This window comes from Sporosarcina sp. QA0331, from assembly GCF_055808055.1.
Genome location: NZ_CM147850.1, coordinates 1,237,429 through 1,257,402, shown reverse-complemented (window position 1 = coordinate 1,257,402; position 19,974 = coordinate 1,237,429). Strand labels below are relative to the sequence as shown.

Below are 19,974 nucleotides of genomic sequence, written 5' to 3'. Positions count from 1 at the left end.
TACGGATAACGAAGGAGGAAGTTTCACTTTCATCCTAATAATTCATTGAATTTCCGTTCGATCATTTTTACATCAATTTCTTCAATCAGAGCGTCTTTCAGCTTATACCGTTCCTTTAGCCTCAATATCCGCTTCACACTTTCATCGATCCGCTCCTCAGATATTTTCCCTTCTTGCACCGCAGCCATCAATGCATTGAGTGTACCTACCTGGTTTTCATAATCGCCTGCAATCAAAAGCAGATCACTTCCAGCAAGAAAAGACTGTACTGCAGCTTCAGGAACCGTATAATCATTCACGATTGCTCCCATCGTCATATCGTCTGTAATGACGACACCTTCAAAATTCATTTCCTCACGAAGTAAATCTGTAATTATTTTTTTCGATAAAGAGGAAGGATACATGTCATCTAGTTCTGGAAACATAATATGTGCCACCATGATCACATCTGCATTTTCCTCAATTGCCCGCTGAAAAGGTATTAATTCGGTTTCATGCAATTCCGCTAATGACTTATCAATGACTGGTAATGAAAGATGGGAATCCACATGTGTATCCCCATGCCCAGGGAAATGTTTCACGACAGAAATAATACCATTATCCGTCATCCCTTGCATGACTGCCATGCCTAAATCTGCGACCTCCTCGGGATTGGACGAAAATGAACGGTCACCGATGACAGGATTTTTCGGGTTGCTATGGACATCTAACACAGGTGCATAGTTCATGTTATAACCGAAGGCATGCAACAGTTCTGCGAGATATGTGCCCGTTTCATAAGCAAGCGTTTCATCACCCGTACGACCAAAATATTCTGCTGCGGGCAATTTTTTCATGCTGGATGGCAAGCGGGATACACGTCCTCCTTCTTCATCGACCGAAATGAACAAAGGAATTTTATAATCGGCATTTGCCTGTTTGCTATCATTCAATAATTTCAGCATTCCTGCAGGATACGATATATTTTTTCCTAATAAAATGATCCCCCCGACATGATGTTGACGAATCAGACGGTCCAACTCATCACCGTACGTCTTCCCTTTCATACCGACGATAAGCAATTGGCCGATCTTCTCTTCCAATGTCATGTCTTCCATCAACGCATCTACCTGTGAGAGAACGATTTCCGGTTGATCTGAAATTTGTGGCCTCTCGCTGAACTGCGGAGGTTCTTTACTCGATTCTTGCGACGCCGGACTGCATCCCGCCAATAAAAAGAGGAAGCAAAAAACGAACAATCCTAAGCCTCGACGCATCGGATGACTCGGGGCTAACTCCAAATTTCTTTCGCCCTATCTAAGGAATCAAGTGATATACGGCCTTTCAACATTGGAGGAGGACAATGTCTGTTATGTTCAGCAATCTTTTCATTTATTTCATTGACGCGTTTTTGAAGTGTGCCCTGTTCGCCGCTCGATGAAAGTACTGCCAACTCATTGATCATGCCGCTAATTTCGTGCTGCAATTTCAACCAATGCGGTTTATATCCAGCGTCTTTAGCTATCTTTTGAAAGTGCTGGAATGTGTCGCCAGAAAAATACTCTTTCGACAACGGTTTTCCGAAACCTTTCAAATTCTCCATGCCGTTTTCATTTTCACGTTTTTTTAACATATCGCCGATCAGATCATTGTATGGAGGCATCGAATTATCAGACATTCTTATCCCACTCTTTCGTCGATTTTTATCAAATCATTTTTGCCAGACGTATATTCAAGTTTCATTTGCTCCAACTCAAGTTTCATCTTTTCGGTTTCAATGATGAAATTTTGTTGCTTCATTTTTTCGAGTTCGATTTCTTCCCGAACCATTTCCGCTTTAAATTTCATCGTCTTCCGTTTGTAATCGGTGATGATGGCCGTTATCGGCACACACATGACGATTGCAACTATTCCCATAACATATAGCATCTTTTCTCACTTCTCCTTTCTTGTACATTGTTTCTACTGCTACGAAAGAAATGCAATAAAAGTTTCGCTTTTTGCTGCTTATTTTCCTGTAAACGTTGCAGGCGCGACAACTCCGACAAGTTGCCCAGTTGCGCACATAACATCATCCGCATACACTTCGACGTCAACTTTCCATTTTTTCGGGTGGATTTCTTCAACCGTTCCGACCGCCTTCAAAACTTTCCCTTGTGGAGTCGGCTTCAAATAATTCACGTTCAAAGAAGCAGTGACAAATCGAGGAACTTCCGCGTCGTCACCAGGTTCATGTCCATTCTTTCGATACAATGCGAGCGCGCAAGACCCCGTTCCATGGCAATCAACGAACGAAGCAATTAATCCGCCGTAAACAAATCCCGGAATCGCCATATGTTTTTCCAATGGTTCATAATATGTAACCGTTTTCTCGCCGTCCCAGCCTGTACGAAAATGATACCCATCCTCATTCAGCCGCCCGCACCCGAAGCACCAAGCAAAATCATCTGCATAGAAATCTTGTATCGCATTTTCAACTTTCGTCATTTTTCACCCTCCATATATTCTTTATTATTCGAATACTATTATAACACTAATCTTTCCTTCGCCTGATAGGCAAAACTATTTTATAAACTATCGCATTCGTATTAATGAATCTTCCTCCAGAATCATAGCATGAGTACTATTCCATATAAGCAACCGTTGCGTATACTATACAAACGAAGACTGGAGGAATTGATATGAAAATGCGCGCTTTCTTGCTCATCGCACTCCTAATCGGAGGAATGTATGCAATGATCGAGACTATCAATGATTTTAATGAAAAAAGTTTCAATGAGTTTTTTGAAACATTGGATGCCGATTTCAGTTCGCTCACTTTCACGAAGCCTACGATGCACGGTTCCCCAGCTGAGACGTGGAGCATCCATGATGAACATAAAGTAGACGAATTGCTTCAGTTCCTGCAAAGCTACCATGTAAAGAAATTGAAGCCCGAAGAGATCAATCTAGATGATAATATTGACGAATTCACTATCAGCTTAGAGGATTCGGACGGAAAAACAGTTACAATCATCGTTGCGGAGAATTTGATCGTTGAAAATTCATTGCTCTATTATGAAATAGTCGACGGCCCACTCGATGTCGACTGGATTGTCCACTTTTTCGTCACAAATAAATCATAAACCTGTATCGGCGGTGAGTAGAAGCAAGTATTCACGCATAAATTGCTATAATTACGCATAAACCGTTAGAAAGACTCATAACTCGAATGAAACGCGCATAACACCTCAGAAAAACGCATAAAACTAGAAATCCACGCATAATCTGCTATATTCACGCATAAAGGTTCTAATTAATGCATCTCTCATTTTCGTTTCGCAGCATATTGATGAATCATCGCCCGTATCATCGGGTTTAAGTTTTCCGGCAGCTCCTGCAAATTAAAGAACCCGACTTCTGATGTCTCAACACCGTCAGCTTTCAGTTCACCGCCACGAATATCATCCGTTGCATACACAATTGTCACCGAATAATATTCGTGGCCATTGTTCAATACGGTATGTGTTTGTGCGCCTGAAACGACGGTTACAAGTTCCATCTGTCCCGTTTGTATCCCCGTCTCTTCAAGAACTTCCCTTCGCCCAGCCTCTTCCGCAGATTCCCCGAGCTCCATGAATCCACCTGGAATTCCCCAGCGACCATCCAAATTTTTCTGCAGAAGAATTTCCCCTTTTTCATTGAACACGCCCACGCCTACACCCGTCAGCAATAAGGGCCGGTTTCCGACCGTTTCTCTAAGTTCCTCAATATACCCCATGACCCATTCCCCTTTTACGTAATAAACTTATGCGATTGACGCAATAATTGTAAATGTCCCAGGAAGCCTCTCGCTAATCCCTTCTGGTGAACCTGCTGGAAATGCCCAATACACGCCTTTGTCCTCTTTCATTTTTCTTATCTTTAAATCAGAAAGAACAAGAGCATTGACCACTTCAGATAGCATCCACTGCCTAATTACATTTTTCTCTAATTTGTTTTGCGCTTTTTCTGGCAAAAGAGCCGAATAGGCTACATCAACCTCCACATATCCCTCACTAAAATAGTCACCTTCCAGTACAGTTTCTCCATTTATAACGCGCAGCGTTTTTGAAACGAAAGGATGATAATCTCTTACGATAAAAATTCCCGATTCGTTCATCAGCTTGGAAACCTTCCGAAATAACGGGTGTAGGTCAACAAAATAATGAAGTACTCCCATTTCAAGAATGACGATATCGAAAGGTGACATTTCCTCTTCGGCTAATTCAAGAACATCTTTGACAATATAAGTTAGCGAAACCCCTGCCGCTTCTGCGAGCTCCATAGCGTATCGTTGGTTTTCAGAGGATAGATCTACTACTGTGACGTCTGCACCAAGAAGCGCAAAGCAGACTGCTTTATTTCCTTTTGAGCCAAGTAAATTAAGGACTCTTTTTCCTTCTACATCCCCAATTCCGTTCAAATAGTAGCTGACCTTTTTGGACGGGTCTTCCTTTAATACATCTGCGTAGTCTTTAGGTGAACCATGCCGTGCTACCCATGCATCATAAGCGTTTTGATTCCACCCTATTTTATTTCTTTCGCTCATTTCCTGCTGGTTCATCAAACCTGCACTCCTTGATAATGATAGGAGATCGACGCTTCAAGCAGTCCTTCAATCCCGCCTTCATAATAAGGCATGGCTTCATTCGCAAATGAAAGATCTTTCCATTCCACATCTAAAATACCGCCCGAATCTTGAATGGCTACTTCCCCTTCCATTGCTTCCGCCAGAAATGTGAAAAACAATACATGATTGTTTTCCTTCTGTCTGAACGCCTCATTCACCTTCAGCAATCTACCAATCGTCACATTTAGCCCGGTTTCCTCCCATACTTCACGCTTTGCCGCCTGTTCCAATGTCTCCCCTTTTTCCACTCCCCCGCCGGGCAATGTCCAATTATCATATTTCCTATTCTTCACCATTAGTACTTTTCCCTTTTTTAGGATGACAGAATATACAACATCTACTCGATTCATTATTGAATTCCCCCCTGCTCGTATATACTAAGAATCATAGCTTATCACCGGAGGGATGGACAATGGAATTCAGAAATATCGATGAACAAATCATCCAAAAATATAAGGAAGATGAAACGCTCATGATTCGTCTATTTGTGCAATGGTGCTCGAACAATGAATTAGATCCACATACACTCTATAAAAAAGCATATCCATACCAAATGGAAAATGCCGCTTTACAGGAAGTTATCGAAAGCGACGATGGATTCGACGATATCTATATCGACAACGAAACAATGCTCGACGTTCTCCAACTTTTCGGTAATGAAGATCTTGCCTTCGTAATCGCAGATGAAATCGAACGACTGAAAAGCAAGTGAAGAAATAAGATGACAGAAATACCGATTCATTTTTACTTTTCTATTAGTTTGCTATATACTATCATTAGTTCGACATCCGTAATAATTACGAGCTAAAAGGGAGAGATAGGAATGGTGAAAAGTTTACCGCCACGTTCAGAAGTGAACATTGAAGAAACATGGAATTTGGAAGACCTTTTCAAAACGGAAGAGGATTATAATGCAGCGATTGACCAGCTTGTAAACGAAGTTGCTTCCTTTGAAGAACGCTTCAAAGGGAAAATTACTGATGAGAAAGCTATCATCGAAGCTTTAGATGGATATGCTTCCATCATGGGCAAAATGACACCAATCGGAGCCTACCAAAGCTTGGCGCATAGCGTCGATCAAACAAATGATGAAGCACAAATGCGTGCAAGTAAATACGGCTCGACTGCATCCAAGCTCGGAAGCCAGCTTTCATTCTTTACGAGTGAACTATCCGAAGTATCAAGTGAGCTATTGGAAAAAGCGATGAATCAATCCGAGGAGTATAAAAACTATCTTGAAGAATTGATTCGTCAAAAGCCATATAAGCTTCATCCGGAAGTGGAAAAGACATTGGCAGCATTCTCTTCTGTATTGAACGCGCCATACGGATTGTATAATACGACTAAATTAGTCGACATGAACTTCGAAGATTTTGAAGTCGACGGCGAAAAATATCCGTTAAGCTATACGACATTCGAAGGCGGATGGGAATCGGAAACGGATACAGAGAAGAGAAGAACCGCATATGATGCATTCCATGCGAAATTGAGAGAGTACCAGCATACGACTGCTAAAACTTACGATATGCATTTACAAAAGGAGAAAACAACTTCCGATTTGAGAGGATATGAAAATGTTTTCGAATATCTTCTATTCAACCAAGAAGTTGACCGCTCCATGTATGACCGTCAAATCGATTTGATCATGACGCATCTTGCGCCGCATATGCGTAAATACGCAAAACTTCTTCAAAAGGTCCATGGACTCGACGAGATGACTTTCTCAGACTTGAAGATTCCATTGGATCCTAACTATGAACCGAAAATCACAATTGAAGAATCGAAGAAATATATCGATGACGCGCTTGCTATTATGGGTGATGATTATATGAATATGATCGATCGTTCCTATAAAGAGCGCTGGACTGATTTTGCACAAAATGCCGGCAAATCGACTGGAGCATTCTGTTCAAGCCCTTATGGAGTCCATCCTTATATTTTGATTTCCTGGACAGGCAGCATGGAAGATGTCTTTGTACTGGCGCATGAGCTTGGACACGCAGGGCATTTCTACAATGCTCACCAACACCAGAACATTTTCAATTCACGTCCATCTATGTACTTCATTGAAGCTCCTTCGACGATGAACGAAATGTTGATGGCGAACCATTTGCTATCTAACTCGGATGATCCGAAATTTAAACGTTGGGTTATTTCTTCTATCGTAGCGCGTACGTACTACCATAACTTCGTCACACACTTATTGGAAGCAGCGTACCAACGAAAAGTGTATGAACGCATCGATGCTGGCGGCAGTGTGAATGCGAATGTACTGAACAGCCTGAAGCGTGGAGTTCTCGAGGAATTCTGGGGAGACGACGTAAAAATCAACGAAGGTGCTGAATTGACATGGATGCGCCAGCCGCATTACTACATGGGCTTGTATCCGTACACATACAGTGCAGGATTGACGATTTCCACACAAGTGTCTAAACGTATTTTGGAGGAAGGTCAACCTGCAGTTGAAGATTGGCTGAAAGTTCTTCAAGCAGGAGGCACGAAATCCCCTGCCGAGCTTTCCAAAATGGCAGGCGTCGATATTACGACTGAACAACCATTGCTTGATACGATTGCGTATATCGGTGAATTGATTGATCAGCTAGTAGAATTGACAGAAGAGATTGAAACTGCACAAGTGAACTGATTTTGGCTGAGCTGTCCTTTCCATGGAGGGGACAGCTTTTTAATTGAAGTTGTTATTCGCTTTTCCATCCGATATGATAAATACAAATCTATTCGTGCTGCTAGTTTATCATTTTTGAAATGAGGGGTTTACTTGTCTTCCACACAATCCAATTGGTATGTCCGGTTCGGCTGTCTTGCACCAATCATCGGGACTGCTGCAATGTTTTATTTCATAAAGCGGGACGCCTTCCTTCCCGGTTTCCTATTTTTCGCGGCGTTCTTTGGCTTTGCTGCACTCTTTTTATTCCTTTCCACACGGGCGGAAGAAAAGTTGAAAGCAAAGCAGAGAGATTATTTGAACACGTTCCAACCGAAAGCAACGAACTATATTGAATCACATGCATTCATCGCGGATGATCTTCTTTCAAAAATCGTTGTTGATGAAAAAAATCGTCGAATTTATTTTTGGGAGCCTGTCCCTATAGATGGGAAGCCCGTCAAAAAAGCATTTGTCAAAATGCCTTACATACTTTCAGATTATCCATATTCCGCAATACTGGCCGTGGAAGTGTATGAAAACGGCACCCGGCAGAAAACGGTCGTGAAGGAAGTCGAAGGTACGATGGATCGGATCGAAGCGCTCGGACAATCTATCACACCAATCGTTGATAAGAAGATGTCGCTAGCGAAGAAAGCGATCCACCGTAAAATTGCCACCGTTGAAATGAAAATCATCATCGATGATGAAACAAAGCCGGTTCGAATCATCCGTTTCTTTGCAAATCTTGATAAGAGGCTGAAGAAGGAATCTACTGACCATATTGCTATGGGACGACAAGTCGATCATTGGATGTCCCTTCTTACGTTCATCATGAATAATAAATAATAGTGTTAAAGCTGCCACCCCATTTTTTCGAGGGTGGCGGCTTTTTCCTTTTCGATGAAAAATCATGTTGAGTTTCCTTCGTCACATATAGTAGAATGAAAGCACATCTTAGTCAGACGAGTCAAAAAACTAAGAAAACGAGGTTTTTACATGCTGATTTCTAATCGTGTACAAAACATGCCACCCCATTTCTTTTCATCATTAGTTCAAAAAGTGGATGCCGCCAAAGCAGCTGGGTTGGACATTATTAATTTAGGGAGAGGCAATCCTGATCAACCGACGCCTTCTCATATTATTAAGGCGTTGCAGCAAGCCGCGGAGAAGCCTGAAACGCATGGATACTCGCCATTCAACGGAATTCCTGAATTGCGAAAAGCAGTCTCGGAATTTTATAAGCGAGAATATGGCGTTGATGTTGATCCAGAAACGGAAGTCGCTATTTTAGGCGGATCCAAAATAGGACTTGTCGAAGCACCTTTAGCGATGATGAATGAAGGCGATCTACTTTTGCTTCCAGATCCTGGATATCCCGATTATTTATCCGGTGTCAGTCTTGCCAACATCACGTATGAAACGATGCCTCTGCTGAAAGAAAATGGATTCATGCCGGATTTTGAGGCATTATCTGATGACGTAAAACAGAAAGCAAAAATTATGTATTTGAACTACCCGAACAATCCGACGAGCGCAGTGGCGACAGTCCCCTTCTTTGAGGAAGCGGTTGCATTCGCCAAGGAGAATGAGATTTTCATTTTGCATGATATGGCATATGGTGGAATCGGTTTTGACGGTGAGAAGCCGGTCAGCTTCCTGCAAGCGGAGGGTGCAAAAGAGATCGGAATTGAAATGTACACATTATCGAAGACGTACAATATGGCCGGCTGGAGAGTTGCCTTTGCTGTCGGAAATAGCCAGATGATTAAAGCGATCAATAAGTTGCAACACCACTTATTCATCAGCCTTTTCCCTGCTGTCCAACATGCCGCCATCGCTGCTTTGACCGAAGATCAGTCATGCGTGCATGAATTGACTGCATTGTACGAAGGGCGAAGGGATGTCTTAATTTCCGAATGCAAACGAATCGGGTGGGATGTGGAGGCGCCGAAAGCATCGTTCTTCGCCTGGCTCCCTGTTCCACAAGGCTATTCAAGCGAGGTTTTTGCAGATATCCTCCTTCAACAGGCAGGAGTCGTCGTTGCCCCAGGCCACGGCTTCGGTACCCACGGAGAAGGTTATGTACGTGTCGGCCTCCTAGCAAGCGAAGAGCGTATTGCTGAAGCTGTTCGTAGAATTGAGAAGCTGGGGATTTTTTCTGCGAGTGAGGTGTAACATTCCTCCAACATTGAATTAATAATAAAAACGCTCAGATTGAGCGTTTTTTTTACTATCTTTATTTTAATAAAGAGCCAGTAAGTTTAATAACAACTACTCTTGATAACAAGTTTCATACTCGTCTTTCATTAGCCAACTCCGACACGCCAACCCTCTATCATGATAAATCTCTTGCTCCACATTTAATTTTATACTGTTGTTATAAGGTCCTGCATTTGTTATGAATAACGTTTTTTCATCTACCCAGTCTATAAGGATATTATCATTTGCATCGCTATAATAAATGATCTTCTTATTATCATTTTCACGGTGCTTTGTTATTTCTACCCACATATTAACTCCTCCTGCTGCACCGCCATACGGTTCGTAATAAGCACTAGCCGTATATTCCCCATTCGGCGATAAAACAGGACCAGGTCCGTTTTGTATAAATTCTTTATCAATATCATCAAATGTAAATAAATACACCTTATATATATAGATTGCTAATACCGAAACAATTCCAAATAACGTTGCAATCAATAATTTCTTAGGGAATGGCTTCTTTTTAATGAATGAAATTATTATCCGCACCGATAAAATCAAAAATATAATTATCGTAATAAAAGAAATTAATAAGCCAAACCAAATTAAAATGATAATCCCCTCTTCCCCCAACTACCGAATCGGTTATTCGGATGAGGTGGTCTTATTTTGTGTTGTGACTCGGGTGGATTATAGTGATTATCGTCTTTAGACGCTAGACCTGCTGCTTTGGACGAAGGAGCCTCCACTTTGGACGCAACCTGCCACTTTGGACGTGCGACCAGCTCCTTTGGACGCGCAACCAGCTCCTTTGGACGCGCGACCTGCTGCTTTGGACGCGCGACCTGCCACTTTGGACGTGCGACCTGCCACTTTGGACGTGCGACCTGCCACTTTGGACGTGCGACCAGCTCCTTTGGATGCGCAAGCAGCTCCTTTGGACGCGCAAGCAGCTCCTTTGGACGCGTAACCGCTTTATTTATGCGCCAACCGCTTCCTTACTTCTCAAATCCAATATGAATAGAATCGGCAATATGTTTGTATCCGATTTCCTTATAAATTTTATTCGATGTCGGGTTCATCATATCCGTATAAAGCACGCAGAATTCATACTCCTTTAAAAGCTCCTTCGAACCTTGTGCGACCATCGTTCGAGCATACCCTTTTTTCCTCTCCTCCTTCGGTGTAAAGACAAGAGAAACAGTGACACTGTTTGCAGTTGGTCTTGATTTCTTCATCATCGAGACGACTTTCCCTTCGACTTCCCAGAGGAAAACTTCTCGAGCATCTAAAAATGCAGACACCTTTTCACGAATGATATCCGGTGACGTTCTATCCAAATTCGTATCTTCCTCGAACAACGCAAACCATTTTTCAATGAGTGGAGCATCTGCAACTGTCGCGAATCTCCAGCTTCCGGGACTCATTTCGAGTGTCTCTTCAACCTCATCCAACCGATAAAGTCCTTGGTCCATAAGCAGTTTTTGCGTTTCCCCTGTTTCATTCTCCCACGCATTTGCAAAAGATTTCGCCCATTGTTTCAAACTGATGACAGATGGAACGGCAATCGAATTTCCACGTAATTCCCGGACAATAAAATCAATCACTTCATCCTTCCTGCTCTCATCCACTAAAACAAGATTCAATGGATGTGGCGGTGTCATCTGCAATAGCGCAATGACTTCTTTCCCTTCCGTTACGGCGGCCATGTAAGGATTTGCATACTTCCCCGCTTTAATCGCTTGCAACACGCCGAAGAAAAGGCTGAACACATCCTCATTTTTCGCTATGATTGGCTCTGCCACTTCCGCAAATTGGATTGCCTCTTCATATTGAACAATATTCATCCAAATCTCCCCATTTCTTTTTGAGAATTATATACGTAAAAAATTGAATTGTCACGATTCTTTTAAAAGAATTAAAAAAGGACATGCATGCAAACGCTGCTTGTCCTCATTTTATGTAATCTTTTATTCATTTCACCAGAGCATCGGTTTTTGCACCATGAGCCAAAGCATGATGAGCATCAATCCGATGTAAATCCAAGACGTCTTCGTCAGGACGGTCAGAATTTCCCCTTTATTGCTATCGGGGAGATGGTATCTTCTAAGCACCTTTGTAAATCCGCTTGAAAGGAATACACCAGATATGAGCAAGATGGCAAGTGTTGCAATTACCCAAGAAGTGTACCAAGGCCATGGCCCCATCAGCAACAGCAATGCGCCTGATACGACGAGCACATGACCGGCATGCATGACTAACCTGATAATGACTTTGATGATCGTCAAGTATGCATTCTCAGTTGGTAGATCGACGTTCCGCAGTCTTTTGATCGTCGGCATTAGTAAAAATAATGGACCGATGGCAAGGACTGCGGAGACGACGTGGACAAATACCATTGTCCCATACATGAACTTCATGACATCTTACTTAGCGACTGGGCTGAATTCGTGTACCCACACGCTCATTGTCGGAATCCACGGCATTTTCGGATGCAAGGCAAGAATAGATTGCTTATATTCTTCCAAATTTGCGAACCCTTCTTGTTTCGCATGCTCATCCGTCATTTCACCGAGTGTCTGCTTGTATAGCTTATCGACTTTGAACTCTTTTCCGTCCAACACCATGATTTCATCCGGATACGCGTAGACACCATTTCTTCTCGTCGCTGTTTTTTCACCCTTCAATACTTTTTCGACATCTGCAGGGATTGTAACGAGTCGTTCAACTGAGCAAGTTTTTTCCGGTAATTCATTCATACTTCATCGCTCCTCTTCTGAATCTACCTCTATCATATCGATTCCCAATCGGTAATTCCATAAGTAACGGTCGCAAACTTTGTGTCCTTAAATAAGAATTCACGATACAGTCACAAACAATACAGTTGGATGATCGGGACATTCTTATTTCACTTCAAATGTAAATTCCTCATGCTCATGCAAGCCTTCACTATTTTTCACATGAATTTTCGCAGTGTACATGCCTTTTTCTTCGAAAGAGTACTCCGCAATATATTCGCCTTTTTCTGTTTCATCTGCGTCAATCCAAAGATGTTTTTCGCCGAGGACGTCGCTTGAAACTTCATAACGAACATTCGCTTTTTCAAGGGGCTCTCCATCGATCTGCAAATGAGTCATCAATTCCGTCTCTTCACCAGCAACTGCATTTTCCGGTTTCACAAAATGGAGTGCAAATCCATCCGCATGTCCATGATCATGTCCATGGCCATGCTCCTCATCTTCCGCTTGTGCTTCTGCTCCTGCACCAATTGTCACTTGCTTCACAGGCATCGTGTGTAAATTTTTCGCATCTACATGTACTTGAATATTGAATAAGCCGTCATGGTCAAATGTTGTTTCCGCTGTATACGTGCCATCCTTTTCATTAACCGAGTCGATCATGACCGAGTCATCTTTCTTTCCTTCTTCCCAGACTTCATAGACGACTTTATCGGCATCATCCACTTTTTCGTCTCCGTACGTAACGAGCGCTTCCATATTTACTGTATCACCGACTTCTGCCTGTTCTGTCACTGTCAGCTCCACTTCCAACGGGAGCACTTCCACCGCCGATCCGTCATCAGCTTCTTTTCCGCAGGCAGCCAACATGGTTAATCCGATAAGCAGGCCAAGCAATTTGTATCTTTTTCTCATCAATGAATACCTCCGCCATTTCTACTTTTGAAAAATATATGTAACCTAGTATGATATTATCAAGTAAATACGAAGTAATTATGAAGCGGACCTATTCATAAGTATTTCACAACTGACAAGTATATTATAATTGATTATATGTGCGAAATGAGGATATTCTGATGAATCCATATACGATTTTAATAATAGATGATGAACAGCAAATGAGAAATTTAGTACGCACTTTCCTTGCCCCGGAAGGCTATATTGTTGAAGAAGCGACAGACGGCATGGACGCTTTGTCAAAAGTGTACAAGCTGCAGCCCCATTTATGCATTGTCGATGTCATGATGCCGTATATGAATGGATTTGAGTTTGCGAAAGAATTGAAGCGGACGACGAATATCCCTATCATCTTTTTATCCGCCAGAGGAGAAGAATGGGACAAGGTAGAAGGTCTTAAGATTGGCGGGGATGATTATATCGTCAAGCCGTTCATGCCGGGCGAACTCATTGCAAGAGTTGAATCGGTTTTAAGAAGATCGTATCAGCACCAGCTTTTGTCACGGGTATTAACAGTCGGTCCGATCGTTATCGATCACCTTGCGCATAAGGTCACTTTGGACAATGAACCGGTTTCATTGACTGTGAAAGAGTTCGGCATCCTTGAAACTCTTGCAAAGAAACCGGGCCGCGTTTATACGAGAGAACAGATCTTAAGCATCGTTTGGGGAGATCATCACCAAAGCACCGACCGGACGATCGATACGCATATTAAAACTTTACGATTGAAACTTGGTGAAGCGGGCAACATGATTGAAACGGTATGGGGCATCGGTTATAAGCTTGAGGTGAAATGATGAAAAAGCTCACATTGAGCAAGAAGATTTTAATTATCCTTGTCGCAAGCCTTGCATTCACGATTCTTTTTTCTTTTTTCTTCATTCACTTCCTTTATTCTCAGCTTTACCTATCAAGTATTGAGGAATCGATCGTATATCAAGGTAAGCGCACTGCATCCCATTACCATTATGGCGAATTGAGCGATGAAATTATTGAAAAAATCCAATGGTACAACATCGTCTCCGAATATGAAGTAATTGTCGTCGATAATTTGGATGATCTCTCATCATACTTTCCGTATAAGATCAATTATGAAAATCTTATCGATAATAAAGATCGCCAAAGTTTGAATAAAGGCGCCTACATTATGAAAAAGGGATATGTCGAGGAACTGGACCGTGAAATTCTTGGAGCCATTTTTCCGATAAAGGGCGAAACAGGGCTAATCGGTTTCATCTATATATACGTTCCGCTTGCAGCGATTCAAGACGTGTTTCGGGAGAGCATTCCCCTTCTTGTCATCGTCGGGACATTGTTCTTTTTCCTCCTGTTTCTCGGTCTCAATCGGACGTGGCAATCTCTGTTCAGACCGTTGCAGGAGCTTCAGCGTCTTTCAACGGAAGTATCGAAAGGAAACTATAGCAGCAGGATCGAAACGGACCGCGAGGATGAAATCGGACAATTGGCGAAAGCATTCAACTCGATGAGTCTTTCATTAGAAGAGCAGGAAAAACGAAAAAAAGAATTCACGTCAAACCTTGTCCATGAATTGCGGACGCCTTTAACGTATATTGGTGGCTACACGCATGTGCTGAAGGAGAAGATTTATTCATCGCCCGAAGAAGCAGAAAGCTATTTAACAACGATTGAAAAAGAGACTGTCCGTTTGAATAAACTGATCAATGACCTCATTGAGCTGAATCATCTTCAGGAAGAGTTATACGTACTCGCGGAAGAGCCGATCGTCATCGCGCAAATTATTTTGGACACGCTTGATTTATTCAACATCCTGATCACTGAAAAAAGATTGGAACTGCAAGTTGATATTGAAGAAGACCTTATTTTGGTTGGAGATCCGAAAAGAATTCAACAAGTCTTTTACAATATTATAGACAATGCAGTCAAATATTCCTTCGATCGTGGAAAGCTTGGCATTCAGTTGAAAAGCGAAGGAGAAATTGTCGCTTTCAAAGTGACTAATGAAGGAATTGTCATTCCTGAAGAAGATATTAACAGGATCGGAGAACGTTTTTTCCGTACTGACAAAGCAAGGAACCGAACGACTGGAGGGTCGGGACTTGGGCTCTCGATTGTGAAGGAGATCATCCGGCTCCATGGTGGAACTTTTTCCATTCATAGCGACAATGCCACTGGAACTACTGTTACTGTCCGTTTTGTGAATAAAATGGAAGATGGGGATGAACAATGAAAACAAGTAAAATGCTGTCCGTTCTTTTCATTGCAATACTTCTTTTGTCCGCATGCAGCGAGACTAACAAAACGGGCAGGAAAGTTGCCTCTTTCTCATTTACCGATCAAAATGGAAAGCCATTCGGTACTGATCAACTCGCCGAAAAAGTGTGGATTGCGGATTTCATTTTCACGAATTGCAAAACTGTTTGTGTACCAATGACACGCAAAATGTCCGAACTACAAACAACATTCAAGGAAGAAGACGTTGAAGTGGAATTCGTAACGTTCACGGTCGATCCGGACATCGATACTCCGCAAGTTTTGAAGGAGTACATCGGACAGTTCTCAGAAGACGAATCGAACTGGCATTTATTGACGGGCTATTCTCAGGAAGCGATTGAAAAGATTGCGTTGAATCAATTTCAAACGATTGTACAAAAGCCGGATGCGTCCGGACAGTTCATCCACGGATCGAATTTTTATATCATTGATCAAAAAGGATATATTGTGAATGAATACAGTTATATGCAAGAGTCATTTGAAGAACAGATTCTCGATGAAGTGAAACGCCTCGTCAAATGATACCGGATTGATTGGCGGCAAAGCGTAAAACTGGTAGCATAGATGCATATCATTTCTTGGGAGGAATCCGCTTGAAAGAATCCATCTCATCTTTAAACTATTTCATCATCGAGCGTTCAATCGATTGGTTTGAGCAAAAGCATCGGCAGATGGATCGAAAACTTTTCTTATATGAAGAATCGATCACTTCTTCTGACAATACTTTTTCGCTGGAGCATGTCCATGACGTCTCGTATCGTCCATTTTCGAATGGTACAGGACTTTTCTATCTCCATACGAATCGCGGAGTTTTCACATTTGGTGTGAATGAAAATCCTAATGAATTCATCAAATCATATAAGCGTCTTAAAGGAGATCCTTTCGCTTATTGAAATACCGCAACACTCTTCCCTTTGTTTTAATTTGTCCTATTTGAGGTATAGATAGAACAAATACAATTGGGAGGTAATTTCTTATGGTAGTAAAAAAAATTGTCGAGAATGCAGTACAGGCTAAAAAAGAAATCGAGGAATTGGAGACGCAAGGATATACACATGATGATATTTATATCTTCGCTCATGATAAAAAAAGAACTGCAAACATTACAGATGCCCTTGATACAGAATCTGTTGGTGTGAAGGAACAAGGATTCCTCGACAGCATGAAAAACATGTTCACATCCCGTGGAGATGAGCTCCGCAGTAAGATGGAAGCAGCTGGATTGACAGCAGAGGACGCAGCTGATGCGGAGAAAGAGCTCGATCACGGAAAACTCGTATTGATTGCGAAGAAATAATCATCGGTACACTATTATTGTAGACTAAGCGGCTGTTCCCTTCCCTTTCGAGAAGGAGCAGCCGCTTTTTCCGCATCTATACTCTACACTTTGCTCCCTTTTTCCGTTATGATATGTACTGAAAGCGGGTGCACTTCATTGGATAAAAAGTTATGGAAAATAGGTTTTTTCACAGGTCTGACTTCCTTCGTTCTTCTGATCTTAGGAATTCGAACGATTTTAGGGACAGAATTGGTCGTAAAGAATTACTTGACGTTCGGGGTATTCAGTTTAATTGTCGGTATTCTAGCATCGACCTTGCTTTTCTATAAATTGAAGATTGCCTTCAGGATTTTCATGGCTGCCCTTCTTCTAGGATTTGCCGAGTTTTTCAGGAGCTTCCTTATGGATAAAAGCGGGTTTGGCGATTTAATCGGCGTCCTTTCCTTATTCATCATTACGACGTTCGGATTTGGGCTTGGCATCATTGTGCAATTCATCGTTATAGGAATCAGAAAATTAAAGGAATAGGATTTATCGAATGGCCGCCACATATATATAAATGGCGGCTTTTTATTGTAATTCACTGGTAATTGATTGAATAGTAGAATTATAAGGGATATAGTGAAGTGGGGAGAAAATTTTCAAAAGGGGATGTTTTTATTGAAAAGAAGAACTGCTGAACCTTATAAGATTAAAAGTGTGGAGACGCTTTCCATGCTCTCTTACGAGGAACGAAAACAGTCTCTCGAACGCGCCGGATACAATACGTTTTTAATTGACTCTGACGATGTGTACATCGATTTGTTGACGGACAGCGGGACGACGGCGATGAGTGATGCGCAATGGGGAGCGCTCATGACAGGCGACGAGGCCTATGCTGGAAGCAAGAGCTGGAAGCGATTGGAGCAAGCTGTCAGGGATGTTTACGGCTATCGATACGTATTGCCGACACATCAAGGACGAGGCGCAGAAAATATTTTGTCGCAGCTGAAAATCAAAGAAGGCGATTACGTACCAGGCAATATGTATTTCACAACGACGCGTGCCCACCAGGAGATGAACGGTGCTACATTTGTCGACATCATCATTGATGAAGCGCATGATCCTTCCATTGACCTGCCTTTCAAAGGAAATGTCGATTTGGAAAAACTGCGCAATTTGATTCAACAAGTTGGTGCCGAAAAGATCCCTTACGTCTGTCTTGCGGTTACGGTGAATCTTGCGGGCGGCCAGCCTGTCAGCATGCAAAATATGAAAGAAGTATATGAGCTGTGCAAGTCACACAATATCGATGTCATGCTCGATGCGACGCGCTGTGTTGAAAACGCTTACTTTATTAAAGAGCGCGAGGATGGGTACGCAGACCACACTGTTGCGGATATATTGAAGGAAATGATGTCATATTCCGACGGTTGTACGATGAGCGGCAAAAAGGATTGCCTTGTAAATATAGGCGGATTTCTTGCGATGAATGATGAGGATTTGTATATCCGATCACGCGAGCTCGTCGTTGTCTATGAAGGGATGCCTTCCTACGGCGGAATGGCGGGCCGTGATATGGAAGCGATGGCGATTGGGATCCGCGAGGCAGTCGATGATCATTATATCGAGCATCGGATTGGCCAAGTGAGATATCTTGGACAACAGCTATTGGATGCAAGCATTCCGATCGTGAAACCGATTGGCGGCCATGCGGTATTTTTGGATGCACGCGCTTTCCTTCCTCATTTGAAACAGGAAGAATTCCCTGCACAAGCGCTTGCCGCTGCCCTTTATTTGGATTCCGGAGTTCGCAGCATGGAACGCGGCATTGTTTCAGCAGGACGTGATAGCAAGACGGGCGAGCACAATCGGCCGAACCTTGAGTTGGTGAGGCTAACGATTCCACGAAGAGTGTATACGAATAATCATATGGATGTTGTTGTCGATTCCATATTGGCGTTATATGAGAAAAGAGAGGCAATTTGCGGATTGAGAATGGTTTACGAGCCACCGACGCTCCGCTTCTTCAATGCACGTTTTGCTCCGTTAGCGGAAAATGGAGAGTTGATTAGTGAGGAAAATAAAAAAATCAATGTGTGAATGAAGGCCTTGTGCAAAACAAAAACGCATGCCATTTTGAAGCATGCGTTTTTGTGTATTTATTTCGCCACTTTTTCTTTCTTAATTTGCTTGCTTCGCAATTGTCCGCAAGCTGCGTCGATGTCCGAACCTTGTTCCCAGCGAACTCCGCAATTGATGCCGCGTTTTTTCAACGTATCGTGGAATGATTTGATCGCTTCAGATTTGCTTCGTTGGTATTGTCCGTGCTCATCGACCGGGTTGTACGGGATGAGGTTGACGTACGACAAATGACGTTTGTTATAAAGCAATTTTGCTAATTGCTCAGCTTCTGTTACATGATCGTTTACGTCATCCAATAGGATGTATTCGAAAGTGATCCGACGGTTTGTCGTTTCCAAATAATAATCGATTGCGTCCATCAGCTTTTCGATCGGGTATGCTTTGTTGATTTTCATAATACTCGTCCGTAGATCATTGTTCGGTGCATGAAGAGAAACAGCCAAGTTGATTTGAATATTTTCTTCTGCGAACTCACGGATTTTCGGTGTCAAACCGCTCGTTGAAACAGTGATGTGTCGAGCACCAATCGATAACCCTTTTTGGTCATTGATGACACGTAAGAAGTTCATCAAGTTCACATAGTTATCGAACGGTTCGCCGATTCCCATAACGACGATGTGGCTGACACGTTCTCCATTGCCTACGTCGTCAAGATGCTGTTGAACTTTCATAATTTGCCCGACGATTTCCCCGGCATCCAAATCCCTGTTTTTACGCAATAAACCACTCGCGCAGAAACTGCAGCCGATATTGCATCCGACTTGTGTCGTAACACATACTGAGAACCCATATGGAAATTTCATCAGAACGGTCTCTATCAAGTTCCCGTCTTGCATTTTGAAAAGGAATTTAATCGTTCCATCGCTTGAAACTTGCTTCACCGACTGTTCAAGCGTCTCTATTACAAAATTATCTTCCATTAATTGAACGCATTCTTTATTTATATTCGACATATCTGCAAAGTTGGTGACGCGCTTTTTGTAAAGCCAGTCCCATACTTGTGCAGCACGGAATTTCTTTTGTCCATTTTCGACTAGCCAATTTGTCAATTGATCCAACGTCAAGCCGTAAATTGATTTTTTCATGTCAATTCCTCACTTCTCAGATTTGCATTCAGTCATTATAC

26 protein-coding genes are annotated in these 19,974 nt (G+C 42.4%); 13 read left to right on the top strand and 13 right to left on the bottom strand.

Annotated features, from left to right (window positions below; translation table 11 throughout):
• Positions 1-29 precede the first annotated feature (29 nt).
• From nagZ to AC0L13_RS06045, 4 genes are all read right to left on the bottom strand, one after another.
• A complete protein-coding gene (gene nagZ, locus AC0L13_RS06060) occupies positions 30-1,238 on the bottom strand; it encodes a beta-N-acetylhexosaminidase (RefSeq protein WP_473644988.1) in 1,209 nt (402 codons plus the stop codon).
• Between the two features lie 32 nt (positions 1,239-1,270).
• Positions 1,271-1,657, bottom strand: coding sequence for a DnaJ family domain-containing protein (locus tag AC0L13_RS06055; protein WP_473644986.1), 387 nt, complete (start codon positions 1,655-1,657; stop codon positions 1,271-1,273).
• Between the two features lie 2 nt (positions 1,658-1,659).
• Positions 1,660-1,908 carry a hypothetical protein gene (locus AC0L13_RS06050; RefSeq protein WP_473644984.1) on the bottom strand — a complete coding sequence of 83 codons (249 nt, stop codon included), beginning with the start codon at positions 1,906-1,908 and terminating at the stop codon, positions 1,660-1,662.
• A 78-nt stretch (positions 1,909-1,986) separates the two neighbouring features.
• Positions 1,987-2,466, bottom strand: coding sequence for a PaaI family thioesterase (locus AC0L13_RS06045; protein WP_473644982.1), 480 nt, complete (start codon positions 2,464-2,466; stop codon positions 1,987-1,989).
• A 194-nt stretch (positions 2,467-2,660) separates the two neighbouring features.
• Here AC0L13_RS06045 and AC0L13_RS06040 point away from each other — a divergent pair, with 194 nt between their 5' ends.
• A complete protein-coding gene (locus AC0L13_RS06040) occupies positions 2,661-3,104 on the top strand; it encodes a hypothetical protein (protein ID WP_473644980.1) in 444 nt (147 codons plus the stop codon).
• Between the two features lie 182 nt (positions 3,105-3,286).
• Here AC0L13_RS06040 and AC0L13_RS06035 read toward each other — a convergent pair whose 3' ends face one another.
• Genes AC0L13_RS06035 through AC0L13_RS06025 form a run of 3 tightly spaced genes read right to left on the bottom strand, consistent with a single transcriptional unit; the run spans position 3,287 to position 4,980 of the window.
• Positions 3,287-3,739, bottom strand: a complete 453-nt coding sequence (locus AC0L13_RS06035) for an NUDIX hydrolase (RefSeq protein ID WP_473644977.1) — start codon at positions 3,737-3,739, stop codon at positions 3,287-3,289.
• Between the two features lie 27 nt (positions 3,740-3,766).
• Positions 3,767-4,564, bottom strand: a complete 798-nt coding sequence (locus AC0L13_RS06030) for a class I SAM-dependent methyltransferase (RefSeq protein ID WP_473644975.1) — start codon at positions 4,562-4,564, stop codon at positions 3,767-3,769.
• Positions 4,564-4,980, bottom strand: a complete 417-nt coding sequence (locus tag AC0L13_RS06025) for an NUDIX hydrolase (protein WP_473644973.1) — start codon at positions 4,978-4,980, stop codon at positions 4,564-4,566. The genes AC0L13_RS06030 and AC0L13_RS06025 overlap by 1 nt, the downstream gene beginning before the upstream one ends.
• 62 nt (positions 4,981-5,042) lie before the next feature.
• Here AC0L13_RS06025 and AC0L13_RS06020 point away from each other — a divergent pair, with 62 nt between their 5' ends.
• From AC0L13_RS06020 to AC0L13_RS06005, 4 genes are all read left to right on the top strand, one after another.
• Positions 5,043-5,342, top strand: coding sequence for a hypothetical protein (locus AC0L13_RS06020; protein WP_473644970.1), 300 nt, complete (start codon positions 5,043-5,045; stop codon positions 5,340-5,342).
• A 111-nt stretch (positions 5,343-5,453) separates the two neighbouring features.
• Positions 5,454-7,274 (top strand): oligoendopeptidase F, encoded by a 1,821-nt coding sequence (gene pepF, locus AC0L13_RS06015; RefSeq protein WP_473644968.1) that lies wholly within the window; start codon positions 5,454-5,456, stop codon positions 7,272-7,274.
• 132 nt (positions 7,275-7,406) lie between these two features.
• Positions 7,407-8,141 (top strand): hypothetical protein, encoded by a 735-nt coding sequence (locus AC0L13_RS06010; protein WP_473644966.1) that lies wholly within the window; start codon positions 7,407-7,409, stop codon positions 8,139-8,141.
• Positions 8,142-8,291: 150 nt separating this feature from the next.
• Entirely contained in the window at positions 8,292-9,470 is a 1,179-nt protein-coding gene (locus AC0L13_RS06005) for an aminotransferase class I/II-fold pyridoxal phosphate-dependent enzyme (protein WP_473644964.1), read from the top strand.
• A 96-nt stretch (positions 9,471-9,566) separates the two neighbouring features.
• On the opposite strand, the gene AC0L13_RS06000 is transcribed toward AC0L13_RS06005, so the two are convergent.
• Entirely contained in the window at positions 9,567-10,046 is a 480-nt protein-coding gene (locus AC0L13_RS06000) for a DUF5412 family protein (RefSeq protein ID WP_473644962.1), read from the bottom strand.
• Between the two features lie 220 nt (positions 10,047-10,266).
• On the opposite strand from AC0L13_RS06000, the gene AC0L13_RS05995 reads away from it, so the two are divergent.
• Positions 10,267-10,467 (top strand): hypothetical protein, encoded by a 201-nt coding sequence (locus AC0L13_RS05995; RefSeq protein WP_473644960.1) that lies wholly within the window; start codon positions 10,267-10,269, stop codon positions 10,465-10,467.
• A gap of 28 nt (positions 10,468-10,495) precedes the next feature.
• Here AC0L13_RS05995 and AC0L13_RS05990 read toward each other — a convergent pair whose 3' ends face one another.
• From AC0L13_RS05990 to AC0L13_RS05975, 4 genes are all read right to left on the bottom strand, one after another.
• Positions 10,496-11,344, bottom strand: a complete 849-nt coding sequence (locus AC0L13_RS05990) for a GNAT family N-acetyltransferase (protein ID WP_473644958.1) — start codon at positions 11,342-11,344, stop codon at positions 10,496-10,498.
• A gap of 132 nt (positions 11,345-11,476) precedes the next feature.
• The gene (locus AC0L13_RS05985) at positions 11,477-11,917 is read right to left on the bottom strand and encodes a hypothetical protein (RefSeq protein ID WP_473644956.1); all 441 of its coding nucleotides are present in this window, start codon (positions 11,915-11,917) and stop codon (positions 11,477-11,479) included.
• A 6-nt stretch (positions 11,918-11,923) separates the two neighbouring features.
• Positions 11,924-12,256, bottom strand: a complete 333-nt coding sequence (locus AC0L13_RS05980) for an ASCH domain-containing protein (protein WP_473644954.1) — start codon at positions 12,254-12,256, stop codon at positions 11,924-11,926.
• 144 nt (positions 12,257-12,400) lie between these two features.
• Positions 12,401-13,150: a FixH family protein gene (locus tag AC0L13_RS05975; protein WP_473644952.1), complete on the bottom strand. Its 750-nt coding sequence runs from the start codon at positions 13,148-13,150 to the stop codon at positions 12,401-12,403.
• A gap of 161 nt (positions 13,151-13,311) precedes the next feature.
• On the opposite strand from AC0L13_RS05975, the gene AC0L13_RS05970 reads away from it, so the two are divergent.
• From AC0L13_RS05970 to AC0L13_RS05940, 7 genes are all read left to right on the top strand, one after another.
• Entirely contained in the window at positions 13,312-13,989 is a 678-nt protein-coding gene (locus AC0L13_RS05970) for a response regulator transcription factor (protein WP_473644950.1), read from the top strand.
• Positions 13,989-15,401 carry a sensor histidine kinase gene (locus AC0L13_RS05965; RefSeq protein WP_473644948.1) on the top strand — a complete coding sequence of 471 codons (1,413 nt, stop codon included), beginning with the start codon at positions 13,989-13,991 and terminating at the stop codon, positions 15,399-15,401. The genes AC0L13_RS05970 and AC0L13_RS05965 overlap by 1 nt, the downstream gene beginning before the upstream one ends.
• Positions 15,398-15,967, top strand: coding sequence for an SCO family protein (locus tag AC0L13_RS05960; protein WP_473644946.1), 570 nt, complete (start codon positions 15,398-15,400; stop codon positions 15,965-15,967). The genes AC0L13_RS05965 and AC0L13_RS05960 overlap by 4 nt, the downstream gene beginning before the upstream one ends.
• Before the next feature lie 71 nt (positions 15,968-16,038).
• The gene (locus AC0L13_RS05955; protein WP_473644944.1) at positions 16,039-16,338 is read left to right on the top strand and encodes a hypothetical protein; all 300 of its coding nucleotides are present in this window, start codon (positions 16,039-16,041) and stop codon (positions 16,336-16,338) included.
• Between the two features lie 83 nt (positions 16,339-16,421).
• Positions 16,422-16,742: a YflT domain-containing protein gene (locus AC0L13_RS05950; RefSeq protein WP_473644942.1), complete on the top strand. Its 321-nt coding sequence runs from the start codon at positions 16,422-16,424 to the stop codon at positions 16,740-16,742.
• Between the two features lie 138 nt (positions 16,743-16,880).
• Positions 16,881-17,252, top strand: a complete 372-nt coding sequence (locus AC0L13_RS05945) for a hypothetical protein (protein ID WP_440499676.1) — start codon at positions 16,881-16,883, stop codon at positions 17,250-17,252.
• A 132-nt stretch (positions 17,253-17,384) separates the two neighbouring features.
• Positions 17,385-18,806, top strand: coding sequence for a tyrosine phenol-lyase (locus AC0L13_RS05940; RefSeq protein ID WP_473644940.1), 1,422 nt, complete (start codon positions 17,385-17,387; stop codon positions 18,804-18,806).
• Positions 18,807-18,865: 59 nt separating this feature from the next.
• Here AC0L13_RS05940 and rlmN read toward each other — a convergent pair whose 3' ends face one another.
• Positions 18,866-19,933: a dual-specificity RNA methyltransferase RlmN gene (gene rlmN, locus AC0L13_RS05935; protein WP_473644938.1), complete on the bottom strand. Its 1,068-nt coding sequence runs from the start codon at positions 19,931-19,933 to the stop codon at positions 18,866-18,868.
• Positions 19,934-19,974 lie beyond the last annotated feature (41 nt).